The organism is Halomonas sp. MMH1-48 (assembly GCF_022348105.1).
GTDB lineage: Bacteria > Pseudomonadota > Gammaproteobacteria > Pseudomonadales > Halomonadaceae > Vreelandella > Vreelandella piezotolerans.
In genome coordinates, this window is the sequence record NZ_JAKRFL010000001.1 from 362486 (window position 1) to 376800 (window position 14315).

A 14315-nucleotide genomic window follows, 5' to 3' on the forward strand; every position below is an offset into this window, starting at 1 on the left:
CCTTATTCATAGCGAAGTACATCGGCAGGCTGAACTCGGGCGGCTCGCCATGCAGGGTAAAGCGTCGAGAGGAAGGTTAGACCAAACGCGGCCAGCACGATGTCACGCACGTCGCTCCACACCAACCGAGATGGAAGATCGCTGATAAAATAAACCCCCGCATCCAGGAACTGAATGCCAAAGGCACTCTCGAACCAGGCGATCAGGTCGGCAATGGTCAGCGCCAGCACGATACCCACCGCAACGCCAACGGCAATGCCGATCAATCCAATCGCCAGTCCCTGCACGATGAAAATCCCCATGATCGACCGCGGGGTGGCACCAATGGTGCGTAAAATGGCAATATCGGCGCGCTTGTCGGTGACCACCATCACCAGCGTCGAGACGATATTGAAAGCGGCAACGGCGATGATCACCGTCAATAGCAGCGCGATCATGCGCTTTTCCATCTGAATCGCTTGAAAGAGGTTTCCTTGGGAAAACGTCCAGTCGGTGCCACGATAGCCAGGGCCCAGCTCATTGACGATGGCTTGGGTTTCACTACCGGCAATGAACAGGTCATCCAGCTCCAGGCGTAACCCACCCACTGCATCACCCATGCGAGCCAGCGTTTGCATGTCTTCAATGTTGGCATAGGCAAGGCTCGCATCGAGATCGGCCCCGACGCTAAAGATACCGCTCACGGTAAACCGCTTGAGTCGTGGAAATACGCCTGCCGGTGTAATCGAGGCTTCAGGCACCAGCAACGTCACACGGTCCCCTACTCCCACGCCCAACCGACGTGCAAGCATAGAGCCCAACACGACATTCCACTCGCCGGGCACGAGATCGGCCAACTCCCCCTGACGCATATGCTCGCCAATGATGGAGACGCGATCTTCCCAGTCAGGGTGAATGCCATTGACCATCGCCCCTTGATTACGGCCTCCGGCAGAGAACATGCCCTGTTGCTCGACGTAGGGCGCCGCACCGATCACCCGCTCACGCTGCATTAGCCGCTCAGCTAACGCTTCCCACTCCACCAGCCCTTCTTGGGATTCGATCTTAGTGTGGGGCACCATACCCAGAATGCGCGTACGCAGCTCGTGATCGAAGCCGTTCATCACCGACAAGACGAGAATCAACACCGCCACGCCCAGCATCAGTCCCAGCATCGACGTCAGAGAGATAAATGAAATGAAATGGTTCCGGCGTTTAGCGCGCACATAGCGCAGCCCCACCAGAAAAGGCAAACGATCAAGCATGACGACATTCCTTAATAATGGGCGTCCATGGTACGGTTTTTTTAGCATGGCTGCATGTGCAAACGCAGCCTTAGAGTGGCGGCTACCCACAGCGTTCCCTCGATGGTCAGTAACGCTTGCAAGTTGTGAGTCAACCCCCTAAATTGCGCCCGTTCCTCTTGCCCGCTGGGTAAGCTTATTCTGACTAGAGAGAGCACCGTTGACGTTGGCTACCCATACTCACCGCCTATTGCCCGAGTGGCATCCTCAAGATGGTCTGCAGCTCACTTGGCCCCGCCCTGACGGCGACTGGGCCTATATGCTGGCGCGTATCGAAGCCACGCTAGAGCGAATCGTACTGGCCACCGCGCGCTACCAGAAGGTGATCATTTGCGTGCCCGACGAGGCGACTTACCAGCGTCTGACCGCCACTTTCGAGGCGTATGGAATTCCCCAACAGCAATTGCTGCTCATTGTCGCACCCACCGACGATACCTGGGCGCGGGATCACGGGCCGATGACGGTGTTGGATGACGATGACCAACCGTTGCTGCTGGATTACACCTTTACCGGCTGGGGCGGTAAATTTCCCGCCGAGCGGGACAATCAGCTGACGCAGTGGCTGGCAGACGCAGGCGTATGGGCTTGTCCGGTGGCCTCGCGTGACATGGTACTGGAAGGCGGCGCCATCGAAACCGACGGCGAGGGCACACTGCTCACCACCGAAGCGTGCTTGCTGAATACCAACCGCAACCCGTCACTCTCCCGTGCCGATATCGAAGCGAGATTGGCAGACGACTTTGGTGTCGACCGAATACTATGGCTAACGCACGGGCACTTAGAAGGTGACGATACCGACAGTCATGTGGATACACTGGCTCGTTTTTGTAGCCCCACCACTATTGCCTACGTGCGCTGCGATGATCCCACCGATCGCCACTATACGGCCCTCCAGGCCATGGAACAGGAGCTAAAAGCGTTTCGTCAGCGTAACGGCGAGCCCTACCGGCTCGTTCCGCTTCCCTGGCCCCAGGCCTGTTTCGATCCTGAAGACGGTCATCGCCTGCCAGCCACCTATGCTAACTTTCTGATCATTAACGACGCCGTGCTCGTACCCACTTACGGAGATCCTGCGGATGTCACGGCCCTCCAGGCGCTGGCCGTGGCGTTCCCGGAACATACTCTGATTCCCATCGAGTGCGTCAGCGTGATTCGACAGCACGGCAGCCTGCACTGCTTAACCATGCAGCTACCCAAAGGTACGCTTGTGCCTGCGACCACTCACTCTTAAGGAGAGCAGCATGTCTCAGACACTCAACGTGGCGGTGATTCAACAAGCCGCATGGCCGGACAAAGCGCGCAGTCTAGCCGAAAGCGAAGCGGGCATTCGCAAAGCAGCGAGCCAAGGAGCACAGCTCGTACTATTACAAGAGCTGCACGCCACCCACTACTTCTGCCAATACGAAGACCCGGCACTGTTCGATCTTGCCGAACCACTGGACGGCCCCACCGGCCAGCGGCTAGCGGCACTGGCCAAAGAGCTGGATATCGTGCTAGTAGGCTCGCTGTTCGAGAAACGCGCAGCGGGGCTTTACCACAATACTGCCGTGGTCTACGACCGTGCTCAGGGGCGAGTGGGTCAGTATCGTAAGATGCACATTCCCGACGACCCAGGGTTCTACGAAAAGTTTTACTTCACCCCTGGCGACGCCGACGACACCCGCAAAGAGGGCTTTACGCCCATCGACACGTCCGTGGGGCGGTTAGGGATTTTGGTGTGCTGGGACCAATGGTATCCAGAAGCTGCGCGCCTGATGGCGCTGGCGGGTGCCGAGCTGCTGCTCTACCCCACCGCCATTGGCTGGGATCCTAACGACGACGACGCCGAAAAGACGCGTCAAAAAGACGCCTGGACGCTGATTCAGCGTGCCCATGGCGTTGCCAACGGACTGCCTGTTCTGGTGGCTAACCGCGTCGGCTTTGAAGCGGACCACTCCGGCGTGGGCGACGGTATCGCGTTTTGGGGCGGTAGCTTTATTTGCGGCCCACAAGGCGAGCTGTTAGCACATGCGGGTGAAGAGACCGAGCAGTTGGTCGTAAGCCTGGATATGGCGCGTAGCGAAAACACCCGACGTATTTGGCCCTACCTGCGCGACCGCCGGGTCGACGCCTATGGCGACCTGACCCGCCGCTACCGCGACTAGGTATTTACTTCTCCCTAACAACTAATAACGCCTGCCCTGTGACCAGAGCAGGCGTTTTACTATTGGCGATCAGACAAGCGTACCTACAGCAAGAGTACCCACGGCAAAAGTACTTACTTCCAAAAATCGCGAATAGAGGCGATGCCTTGCGCGCCCACCGCGCGCGCGTGGTTGGCGTCGAAGCGGGTCATGCCGCCCAGCGCGAACACCGGCATACCGGCCCGCTCCACCAGTTGTTGGAAGTCGTGCCAGCCCATGGGGGCCACTTCCGGGTGCGAAGGCGTAGTGCGTAGCGGCGACAGGGTGACGAAATCACACCCCAACACGGCCGCTTGGGAGAGCTGCTTCTGGTCATGCGTTGATGCCGACAGCCACTTGTTTTCGGCAATCGGGCGACGATCCAGCTCCATCAACCGCGCACTGGTCAGATGGATGCCATCGGCATCGACCTGCCCCAAGAGCGTAGGCTCACCGTTGAGCAGCAGTTTTGCCCCATATTCACGGCAAAGCGTGAGCGCACGCTCGGCACGAGCCACGTAGGCTGCCTCATCCAAACTTTTGGCACGCAGCTGAACAAGACGAATATTGTCTTCGCGCAGAGCGCGCTCGAGCAGCGCTGCGAAGCGCTCGTCGTCAGGCTCTTCACCGGTAATCAAATACTCGGTAGGTAGCATCACAGCGCGGAGGATCGGCAGGTTCGCTGCCGGGAACGGGTAGTTCACCAGCTCGTTCATCGGCACCCACCGCACCGCTTGACCCTCACGGCCAAACGGCTCGCCGGCGAACTCATGCACCTGCCATACGTCGAGCAAGATATGCTTATCAGGGTACTCGTGGTGAACGCGAATGAGCGGCTGAGCACGGACGATCTCCACGCCCAACTCTTCATGCAGCTCACGTTTCAGGCCTTCTAACCCAGTTTCATAGGGGGCCAATTTACCGCCAGGAAACTCCCATAAACCGCCGTGATCGACGTTGGAAGGCCGACGCGCGATCAGCACGTGCTTTTGATCGGCGCTGATCATTGCAGCCGCCGCAACATGAACCCGTCGTTTTACCATTACACTCATTACGTCTAATCCACTTTGTGCGCACCGCCATGCTTGCACGGCGCTATCTCGCTGCGTTAGCACGTTGCCACAGACTTAGCTGCGGTAATCCGCGTTGATGGACACATAGTCATGGGACAGATCCGAGGTCCACACAGTGGCCGCCTCGTCACCACGCCCCAAATTAATGCGAATTGTAATCTCTTCCTCGGCCATGACAGCACTGCCAGCTGCCTCGGTGTAGCTATTAGCACGGCCACCGTTCTCCACCAGTCGCACATCGCCCAAATCGATGACGACACGGCTGACATCGAACGACTCCACCGGTGCCCGCCCCACTGCCGCTAAAATACGCCCCCAGTTGGCATCGGAAGCATAAAGGGCGGTTTTGACCAGCGGCGAATGGGCCACGGTAAATGCTACGTCCAGCGCCTCTTGGCGCGTGCAGGCATCGTTCACCTGCAGGGTGATGAACTTAGTCGCCCCCTCGCCATCGCGGATGATCGACTGAGCTAGCTCGGTCATCACCCGCTGCAGTGCATTGCGGAACACGACAATATGCTCGTCGCTTTCGATACGCGCCCCCGTGCCCGTCGCTGCCAGCATGCAGGCATCGTTGGTAGAGGTATCGCTATCCACGGTGATACAGTTGAAAGAGCGATCCACCGTTTCCCGGAGTAGCGAGGCGAGTAAGGGCTGCTCAATCGCCGCGTCGGTAACGACGAATCCCAGCATGGTCGCCATGTTGGGTTTGATCATGCCCGACCCTTTGGTAATACCGTTGATGGTCACCTGCTGGTCGCCAATCGCCACGCTAACCGTCGCGCCTTTTGCGCGAGTGTCGGTAGTAAGAATGCCTTCCCCTGCCTGCTGCCAGGCTTGACTTGAATCAGCCAACGACCCCAGCGCATTTGGCAAACCCGCCAAAAGGCGGGCCATGGGCAATGGCTCGCCAATCACGCCAGTCGAGAACGGCAGTACCTGGGTGGCGTCCACCCCGGCTTGCTCGGCCACCGCGGCGCAGCTGGCATAGGCATCCTGCAGTCCTGACTCACCCGTACCCGCATTGGCATTGCCGGTATTGATCAGCCAGTACCGGGCAGACAGACCGTTCTTTGCACACGCCTCAAGGTGTGTCTTAGCCACCACCACGGGAGCGGCACAAAACGCATTGCGCGTGAACACACCGGCGACGGTGGCCGCCTCAGGCAGCTCGATCACGACCATGTCACGGCGGTCCGGCTTCTTGATGCCCGCCTTTGCAGTCCCTAGACGCACCCCGTCAAGAGGTGGCAATTCCGGAAAGGGAAGATGTCCCACCGCCATGTTTTTCTCCTTTACGCTCGCTGACGAAAGCGCGTGATTAGCTCAATTTTCCGCAGCACTGCTTGTATTTCTTACCCGAACCACACACGCAAGGATCGTTGCGGCCTACTTTGGGATTTTCACGACGAAGCGGGCGACCGTCGGCACCGGGCGCGGCCTCGCCAGGCTCGGCATCGGGCGCATCGTGGCGGCTGGCAGCCGTGGCTTTTTCACGGGCCAGCTCTTCACGGCGCTTCTGCTCCAGCGCATCGACCTCTTCTGGCTGACGCACCTGAACGTGGCTGAGAATACGCGTGACATCGGCTTTGATGTTGGTCAACAGATGCTGGAACAGCTCGAAGGACTCGCGCTTGTACTCCTGCTTGGGGTTTTTCTGTGCATAGCCACGCAAGTGGATACCGCGACGCAAATGATCCATGGACTGCAGATGCTCTTTCCAGCGGGTATCCAGCACTTGCAGCATCACTTGTTTCTCGAAGCGACGAATCAGCGCTTCACCAGCGGACTCGATCTTCGCCTGGTACGCGTCGCGGTGCATGGTTTGCAGGCGCTCGCGCAGCTTCTCTTCACTGAAGCGCTCATCCTCGTCCGCCCACTGCACGACCGGAGCATCGAGATTGAACTCCGTTTTCAGATGCGCTTCCAGCCCAGGCAGATCCCACTGCTCAGCCAGACTTTGTGGGGGCACGTAGTCGCTAATCGCCTCCTCCATGACCTCCTCACGAATACCTAACACAGCGGCGGAGACATCGTCGGAGGCGAGAATTTCGTTACGCTGTTCATAGATGACGCGGCGCTGGTCGTTGGCGACGTCATCGTACTCCAGCAGCTGCTTACGGATATCGAAGTTACGGCCTTCGACTTTCTTCTGCGCGCGCTCGACCGCGTTAGAGACCATTTTGTGCTCGATGGCTTCGCCACGCTCGAGCCCCAACGCCTGCATCAAACGCTTCACGCGATCCGAGCCAAACAGACGCATCAGGCTATCTTCCAAGGAGAGGAAGAAGCGTGTTGAGCCAGGATCCCCCTGACGCCCGGCGCGACCGCGAAGCTGGTTATCGATACGCCGTGATTCGTGCCGCTCGGAACCCACGACGTGCAGGCCACCCGCTTCCAAAACCGCATCATGGCGCTTTTGCCATTCGGCCTTGAGCGTATCGATTTGGGCTTGACTGGGGTTTTGCAGCTTGGCTGCCTCGGCCTCCCAGTTGCCACCCAACATGATGTCCGTTCCACGCCCCGCCATGTTGGTGGCGATGGTAATGGCACCTGGTCGGCCCGCCTGGGCGATGATTTCCGCTTCGCTTTGGTGCTGTTTTGCGTTGAGCACGTTAAATTTCAAGCCTGCATTGCGCATCAGACGTGCGAGGTACTCGGACGTTTCGATCGACGCCGTACCGACCAGCACAGGACGACCCGCCTCTGTTTCTGCCTTGACGTCTTTGATGATGGCTTCGTACTTCTCTTCGGCGCTCAGGTAGACAAGATCATTGAGATCCTTGCGCGCCAACGGACGGTTGGTAGGGATGACGATGACGTCCAGACCGTAAATTTGACGGAATTCGAACGCTTCGGTGTCCGCCGTGCCCGTCATGCCCGACAGCTTTTCATACAGACGAAAGTAGTTCTGGAAGGTAGTGGATGCCAGCGTCTGACTTTCACGCTGAACCGTCACCCCTTCTTTGGCTTCGACGGCCTGGTGCAACCCCTCGGACCAACGACGCCCAGGCATGGTACGACCGGTATGTTCGTCAACGATCACGACCTGACCTTCCGCGACGATGTAGTCCACGTCGAGGTGGTAGAGGTGACGCGCACGTAGCGCCGAGTGCATGTGCTGCAGCAAGTTGAGGTTTTGCGCAGCATAAAGCGATTCGCCCTCCCCCAGCAGCCCCTCGGCCCGCATGAGTTCTTCGACCTTATTGTGTCCTTGCTCGGTCAGCTCTACCTGTTTCTGCTTTTCGTCAAGCACGAAATCGCCGCTCACTGGCGCTTCGTCATCTTCGGAGACTTCCCCCTGCTCGAGCTGCTGAGCCAAACGATTCACGATGCCGTAGAGGTCCGTATTTTCGTCCACCGCACCGGAGATGATCAGCGGTGTGCGCGCTTCATCGATCAAGATGGAGTCGACTTCGTCCACAATGGCGTAGTGCAAACCGCGCTGGACTTTGTCTTCCAGCGAGAACGCCATGTTGTCGCGTAGGTAGTCGAAGCCAAACTCGTTGTTGGTGCCGTAGGTAATATCGCATTGATACGCGTGACGCTTCTCTTCCCCCGTCTGTCCGGCGAAAATAACACCCACCGTGAGCCCTAGAAATTCATACAGGGGGCGCATCCATTCGGCATCGCGACGAGCGAGGTAGTCGTTCACGGTCACGACATGAACGCCTTTGCGAGTCAGCGCGTTCAAATAGACCGCGAGCGTGGCGACCAGGGTTTTACCTTCACCAGTCTTCATTTCGGCGATACGGCCGCGGTGTAGGGTCATACCCCCCACCATCTGCACGTCGAAATGACGCATCCCCATCACCCGCTTACTGGCCTCGCGCACCACAGCAAACGCATCGGGCAAGAGGCTGTCCAGCGTTGCCCCTTCGTCTAGGCGCTGACGTAGTTCTGGAGTTTTTGCTTGAAGCTCTGCATCGCTTAGGCCCGCCAGGGTCTCTTCCAATGCATTGATGCTCTGCACACTTTTTTGCATGCGCTTGACTTCACGGTCGTTCTTGGAGCCGACCACTTTACGTAACAAATTATTAATCATGAAATTTCCAAATCATCGTGAGCGCCCCATCCAGGTACGCTCAGGTATCAGGCAAAAAGGGTGGTAATCAAGCGAGGCATTATCGAGTAGGCGGGCCACGGGGCGTCACGACATCGCTTGCGGCGACGAGCGGGAGCGCAAACCGAAGAAAAGGTAACGGGCGACGGAAGGATTGGGGCTCTCGTCGCGTTTGGCGATGAAACCAGCGGCGAAGCGCGCGCCGTTTCTTCGCGATCCAATGAGACTTCGCGCGAAGCATGGCAGGCATCCAAAAGCAGATGCAAACACCTCGGTCGCTGCTTCTCAACGCGTCGGATGGGTGTAAACTAGCGGGTAGTAAACAACTCACCAGCAAACCAGCCAACCACCAACGCGCCAGGCCATAGCGTCGAGGACGCTTTAGCGAAGCGGATTCGATCTCTGACGTTGATGACATGCTGTGGACTGGCTCCTGAGCGTGTTAGGCTCTGTCTATTGGCGGTCAATCACAGGTGATGCACGTAGTAACCAGTACGACGCCACTCGCAACACCCTAGGAATCAAGTTGATGAGTATAAAGGTTAAGCGTTCTCGCGCACAGCCCATTGCCCAACTGCTAACCAAGTCAGGCGGCGTCGGCCAGCTCATGCGACAATCACGCTTGATCGATCAAGCACAGCGGCATCTCCGTGCTCATTTACCCGAAGAGATGCGTGAACATATTTTCGTAGGCGGTTTTAGCAATGGGCGCTTGACCCTCATCAGCCGGCAAGCGAGCTGGCTGACGTGGCTACGCTACGAACAATCTCGCCTGTTATCGCTGCTTCACCAGCTCCCTGGCTTTGAGGGAGTAACAGGGTTCACCCTTAAAGTGCGCCCCGTACGCCCCATCGAGTCACCCAGACGCTTCACGCGAACGCTTTCCGACAGTGCGGGCAAAACCCTGGCCGAATGCGCCAAAGACACTGACAGCCTCAGCCTCAAACATGCCCTAGAGCGCCTGGCCTCTCACGCTCGCCCGAAAGACACCAAAACGTAATTTAAAAGCGCCTCCCCTTACACGCAAAAAGCACCGCCGAAGCAGTGCTTTGTAGATGGGGAGCCATGTCACGTTTTCAACTCAACGCCCCAGACATTTTTATTTTGACGAATTACGCCATCGCTGGAGCCGCATAAGAGATGGGTGCCACGGCTTTCTCTTCTTCGAACGTGACAATTTCATAGGCATCAGGCTGAGCCATTAGCTCACGGCACAGCTGGTTATTGAGCGCATGGCCTGATTTCACGCCGCGGAATTCGCCAATCAAACTATAGCCCAACTGATACAGGTCACCGATGGCATCTAGCACCTTGTGTTTGACGAACTCATCTTCATAGCGCAGGCCACCTTCATTGACGATACGGTAATCATCAACAACGATCGCATTCTCGAGGCTGCCCCCAAGAGCCAAATTGTTGGAGCGAAGGTACTCGAGATCGCGCATGAAGCCAAAAGTTCGCGCACGGGAGACTTCTTTGACGAACGACGTGGTCGAAAAGTCGATCAGCGCAGTTTGCTTCTGCTGCTCGAAAACCGGATGGTCGAAATCGATGGCAAACGACACTTTAAAACCTTGGTGAGGCAAAAAAGTGGCTTCTTTATCACCATCGGTCACACCAATGCGGCGCTTGATGCGAATGAATTTCTTGGCCGCCTCTTGCTCCAAAATGCCCGCAGACTGAATCAAAAAGACAAATGGGCTGGCGCTACCATCCATGATGGGCACTTCCGGGGCACTGATATCGACGTAGGCATTATCGATGCCCAAGCCCGCAAAGGCGGACATAAGGTGCTCGACGGTCGCGACTTTGACACCTTCATAAGAGAGCGCCGTGCACAGCGTGGTGTCTTCAACCAGTTCGGCACGGGCAGGCACATGTACCACGGGATCCAGATCGGTTCTGACAAACACAATGCCGGTGTTGGCCGGTGCCGGACGCAAAGCCATATGGACTTTTTTGCCGGAGTGCAGACCCACTCCAGTGGCGCGAATGACGTTTTGTAGTGTGCGTTGTCTGATCATGGGTAGTGGTCAAGCTCTAATGACGGCGGCTTGCAGCAAGCTGCTACAGGATCCGCAAAGGAAGAAAGTTATCAAACAGTGTTCACTTTAACAGCAAACGAGCGTTTTAACCAATAAAACTCTCGTTTGCTGCTGCAATGAACCCGATGGCGGGGGTTAATCCGCTTGACGACGCAGGAACGCGGGGATATCCAAGTAGTCGTCGGCATCCGCTGCACGACGCTTTTCAGCACGCGGCTTTGGCGCTGCATCGGGAGCTTCGGCGCGTGCCGTGGCTTGCTGGCGCATGACAGTGGGTTGCTGCAATTTACGATAATCGGAACCACCGGCTTCCGCCGCAGAGCGACGAGCCGGTTCTCGCGCCGCCGTCGCCTTGGCTTTGCTACCATCCAGTCCGGCCGCCACCACCGTAACGCGCAGCTCATCGGACATTTCCATATCGATGGAGGTACCCACCACGATGGTCGCCTCTTGAGATGCAAATTCTTGGACCGTTGCACCCACATCGTTGAATTCGCCGATGGAAAGATCCGGGCCTGCGGTAATGTTGACCAGAATACCGCGCGCGCCATGAAGATCGATATCCTCGAGTAGCGGGCTGCGAATGGCTTTTTCAGCGGCTTCACGGGCGCGGTTTTCCCCCGTAGCGCCGCCGGTCCCCATCATGGCCATGCCCATTTCTGACATGACGGTGCGCACATCGGCAAAGTCCACGTTGATGATCCCTGGGCTGGTGATCAGCTCTGCAATACCCTGCACCGCGCCCAGCAGCACATCGTTGGCTGCGCTGAACGCCGTCAGCAGCGTGGCGTTCTTGCCTAGGACCGACAGCAGCTTTTCGTTGGGTATAGTGATCAACGAGTCGACATGCTCGGAGAGCTCTTTCATTCCCTCTTCTGCCGCACGCATTCGCTTGGGCCCTTCGAAGGGGAAGGGGCGTGTCACCACGGCCACCGTCAAAATGCCAAGCTCTTTGGCGACTTGCGCTACGACGGGCGCCCCGCCAGTGCCGGTGCCGCCGCCCATACCTGCCGTAATGAAGACCATGTCGGCGCCGCTCAGCAGTTCGGCAATGCGCTCACGGTCTTCCATGGCCGCCTGCCGCCCTACTTCAGGGTTAGCACCTGCCCCGAGCCCTTTGGTGATTTCACCACCCAACTGCAGCACCGTCTTTGCCGATACGCGCTTGAGGGCCTGAGCATCGGTGTTGGCGCAAATGAACTCGACGCCTTCGATGTTGCTTTCGACCATATGGTTGACAGCGTTACCGCCACCGCCGCCAACGCCCACTACTTTGATGACCGCACTGCTCGAGGGTGCGTTATCTACCAATTCGAACATAAGCCCCGTCTCCTGAACCGCGCTTGCGGCCCTATCAGAAATTTCCTTTGAACCAGCCTTTGATTCTTGCCAGCGCCGAATGGCCATCCTTGATATCACGCCGGGCTAATTCGTTACGCCCTTTATGGGCCGCAACGCCTCCCCCGTGGCTTTCTAGGCCTTGCCCATGACGCGTTTCCTGCAGTGCATAATGCAGCAAACCAACGCCCGTCGCATAGATAGGATTGCGAACCACATCTGCCAAGCCTCTGACATTTTGCGGGCAGGCAATACGAACCGGCATGTGAAATATCTCTTCTGCCAGCTCGCTTACACCCTCCATGCGCGAAGTGCCGCCGGTGAGCACCACACCCGCAGCCACCATATCTTCATAGCCGCTGCGGCGTAATTCGTCTCTTACCAAGGTAAACAGCTCTTCGTAACGCGGCTCGACCACCTCTGCCAGCGCTTGGCGTGACAGATCTCTGGCCGGACGATCACCGACACTGGGAACCTTGATCATCTCATCACTTGCCGCCAACTGGGTTAGCGCGCAAGCATACTTCACTTTGATCTCTTCAGCGTGCTGCGTCGGGGTACGTAACGCCATAGCAATATCGTTAGTGACTTGATCACCGGCAATGGGAATCACCGCCGTATGACGAATGGCACCTTCGCTGAAAATCGCCATATCGGTCGTGCCGCCACCAATATCGACCATGCACACCCCGAGCTCTCGCTCGTCTTCGGTCAGCACGGCCATACTCGACGCCAGCTGTTCGAGAATGATCGCGTCGACATCCAAACCACAGCGTCGTACGCACTTCTCGATATTCTGGACGGCGTTGAGGGCTGCCGTGACCAAATGCACTTGCGCTTCCAGACGAACGCCCGACATGCCCAGCGGCTCTCGGATGCCCCCTTGGGCGTCGATCGAGAACTCCTGAGGCAATACGTGCAGTACGCGTTGGCCTTCGGAGATCGCCCGCGCGCGAGCAGAATCGATCACCCGGTCGATATCGGACGGCGTCACTTCACGCTCTTTAATGGCCACTACGCCATCGGAGTTCATCGAGCTAATATGACTGCCCGCCACACCCACATACACCGAGTGGATATCGCAACCTGCCATCAACTCCGCCTCTTCGACAGCACGTTGAATCGACTGAACCGTTGATTCGATGTTGATGACGACACCACGCTTCATGCCGCGCGACGGATGAGAACCGATACCGGCAATTTCAATTCCACCGTCATCGGTGGGTTGACCGACTATCGCGACGACCTTGGACGTTCCAATGTCCAGCCCGACAACCATATTGGATGCGTTGGGTGAGCCTGCCATGAGTCGGTAAATCTCCTTGCCATTGTTTTAATGAATACGGCGGGTACATTATTTGCCTGAGCAAAAAAGAGCTTCCGACAAATTAAAATTAGTAACGTTAAACTTGAAACTCGCTGATGCGGGTTAACCGCTGACTGGATAATAAAAACAGACCCACAGCTCCGCTCGACACATAGTATAGAAACAATAGACGCTATACGACTAGTCCGTACCCACGATAATTGGCTTTAGCCGCAATTTAAACCCCATTTGCGGCTTTTTCAGCGTTGGCGATCACTCACCTTTACCCGCTTTTTGCACATTGCCATCGAACGTTACTCTGCACTGGGAGTGGACTCATTTTCCTGAAACTCTGTTTCTCCATGCCAAGCGACCGCTACTCCGTTAGGGTAACGCAAATCGATGTAACGAATATGATCACTGACATTCGCCAGCTCGCGCTGCCATGAGGCTGACAATCTCGCTAAACGCTCGCCGTGCTGGCGGCGACCCAGCATGACCCAGGCACCACTGGATAGCTGCAAACGCCAAGCTCCGCGCGGTTCTAACCGCAGCTGAGAGAGGGATAGCGATAACCCGGCAAAATGGGGTAACAAGCGCTGATAGTAAGCCAACACCTCTTCACTGCTGCCACTTGGTCCTGCCAAGTCGGGAAGCCCTGCCGGTACGGTTAGCGGCGCAAAAGCAAACGGCTCGCCTTCGGGATTCAAAAGAAAGTCATCGTTCCAGCGCGCCACTGGCGTCTGCTCTACCAGTTCGAACACCAACGCATTCGGCCACTCACGCGAGATTCGCACTTCATTGAGCCAGCCGATGGTGAGCGCACGGCGCCGAAGCTCCCCCAAGTCAGCCGATAGCCACGTTGCCTCTTGTACCAAGGGTGCTAACTGAGTGCGCAGATAGTCGGCGCTGACGTACTCCCATTCGCCTCGTATCGACACGCGCTCGATGGGGCGATCCAACCATAGCCATAGCGCTCGACCACCGGCACCCAGCAGCAGCGCCAATAGCACAACGCCCAACCATGCGTTGCGTTTTTTCATAA

At 57.3% G+C, this 14315-nt stretch carries 11 protein-coding genes; 3 read left to right on the plus strand and 8 right to left on the minus strand.

Annotation, left to right across the window (positions count from 1 at the left end; translation table 11 throughout):
* Nucleotides 1-2 precede the first annotated feature (2 nt).
* On the minus strand, nt 3-1244 hold the full coding sequence (locus MHM37_RS01725) for a lipoprotein-releasing ABC transporter permease subunit (protein WP_139527209.1): 1242 nt from the start codon (nt 1242-1244) through the stop codon (nt 3-5).
* A 199-nt stretch (nt 1245-1443) separates the two neighbouring features.
* On the opposite strand from MHM37_RS01725, the gene MHM37_RS01730 reads away from it, so the two are divergent.
* Complete coding sequence (locus MHM37_RS01730; protein WP_139527208.1) at nt 1444-2514, plus strand: agmatine deiminase family protein; 1071 nt, start codon at nt 1444-1446, stop codon at nt 2512-2514.
* 10 nt (nt 2515-2524) lie between these two features.
* Complete coding sequence (locus MHM37_RS01735) at nt 2525-3427, plus strand: carbon-nitrogen hydrolase (protein WP_239295628.1); 903 nt, start codon at nt 2525-2527, stop codon at nt 3425-3427.
* Between the two features lie 113 nt (nt 3428-3540).
* On the opposite strand, the gene MHM37_RS01740 is transcribed toward MHM37_RS01735, so the two are convergent.
* From MHM37_RS01740 to secA, 3 genes are all read right to left on the minus strand, one after another.
* On the minus strand, nt 3541-4497 hold the full coding sequence (locus MHM37_RS01740) for a Nudix family hydrolase (protein ID WP_239295627.1): 957 nt from the start codon (nt 4495-4497) through the stop codon (nt 3541-3543).
* A 75-nt stretch (nt 4498-4572) separates the two neighbouring features.
* The gene (gene argJ, locus MHM37_RS01745; protein ID WP_139527206.1) at nt 4573-5802 is read right to left on the minus strand and encodes a bifunctional glutamate N-acetyltransferase/amino-acid acetyltransferase ArgJ; all 1230 of its coding nucleotides are present in this window, start codon (nt 5800-5802) and stop codon (nt 4573-4575) included.
* A gap of 37 nt (nt 5803-5839) precedes the next feature.
* On the minus strand, nt 5840-8563 hold the full coding sequence (secA, locus tag MHM37_RS01750) for a preprotein translocase subunit SecA (RefSeq protein WP_239295626.1): 2724 nt from the start codon (nt 8561-8563) through the stop codon (nt 5840-5842).
* Between the two features lie 547 nt (nt 8564-9110).
* Here secA and MHM37_RS01755 point away from each other — a divergent pair.
* Nucleotides 9111-9581: a DciA family protein gene (locus MHM37_RS01755; protein ID WP_239295625.1), complete on the plus strand. Its 471-nt coding sequence runs from the start codon at nt 9111-9113 to the stop codon at nt 9579-9581.
* Nucleotides 9582-9693: 112 nt separating this feature from the next.
* Here the strand turns inward: MHM37_RS01755 and lpxC are convergent, their stop codons facing one another.
* From lpxC to MHM37_RS01775, 4 genes are all read right to left on the minus strand, one after another.
* Nucleotides 9694-10605, minus strand: coding sequence for a UDP-3-O-acyl-N-acetylglucosamine deacetylase (gene lpxC, locus MHM37_RS01760; RefSeq protein ID WP_139527202.1), 912 nt, complete (start codon nt 10603-10605; stop codon nt 9694-9696).
* Nucleotides 10606-10761: 156 nt separating this feature from the next.
* Complete coding sequence (gene ftsZ, locus MHM37_RS01765) at nt 10762-11946, minus strand: cell division protein FtsZ (protein WP_139527201.1); 1185 nt, start codon at nt 11944-11946, stop codon at nt 10762-10764.
* A 34-nt stretch (nt 11947-11980) separates the two neighbouring features.
* Entirely contained in the window at nt 11981-13270 is a 1290-nt protein-coding gene (gene ftsA, locus MHM37_RS01770) for a cell division protein FtsA (protein WP_139527200.1), read from the minus strand.
* A 314-nt stretch (nt 13271-13584) separates the two neighbouring features.
* Nucleotides 13585-14313, minus strand: coding sequence for a cell division protein FtsQ/DivIB (locus MHM37_RS01775; protein WP_139527199.1), 729 nt, complete (start codon nt 14311-14313; stop codon nt 13585-13587).
* Between the last annotated feature and the right edge of the window lie 2 nt (nt 14314-14315).

Coding starts and splice junctions, on each gene's coding strand:
- MHM37_RS01725 (WP_139527209.1), bottom strand. CDS start 1,244: ATGCTTGATCGTTTGCCTTTTCTGGTGGGGCTGCGCTATGTGCGCGCT.
- MHM37_RS01735 (WP_239295628.1), top strand. CDS start 2,525: ATGTCTCAGACACTCAACGTGGCGGTGATTCAACAAGCCGCATGGCCG.
- MHM37_RS01740 (WP_239295627.1), bottom strand. CDS start 4,497: ATGAGTGTAATGGTAAAACGACGGGTTCATGTTGCGGCGGCTGCAATG.
- argJ (WP_139527206.1), bottom strand. CDS start 5,802: ATGGCGGTGGGACATCTTCCCTTTCCGGAATTGCCACCTCTTGACGGG.
- secA (WP_239295626.1), bottom strand. CDS start 8,563: ATGATTAATAATTTGTTACGTAAAGTGGTCGGCTCCAAGAACGACCGT.
- MHM37_RS01755 (WP_239295625.1), top strand. CDS start 9,111: ATGAGTATAAAGGTTAAGCGTTCTCGCGCACAGCCCATTGCCCAACTG.
- lpxC (WP_139527202.1), bottom strand. CDS start 10,605: ATGATCAGACAACGCACACTACAAAACGTCATTCGCGCCACTGGAGTG.
- ftsZ (WP_139527201.1), bottom strand. CDS start 11,946: ATGTTCGAATTGGTAGATAACGCACCCTCGAGCAGTGCGGTCATCAAA.
- ftsA (WP_139527200.1), bottom strand. CDS start 13,270: ATGGCAGGCTCACCCAACGCATCCAATATGGTTGTCGGGCTGGACATT.
- MHM37_RS01775 (WP_139527199.1), bottom strand. CDS start 14,313: ATGAAAAAACGCAACGCATGGTTGGGCGTTGTGCTATTGGCGCTGCTG.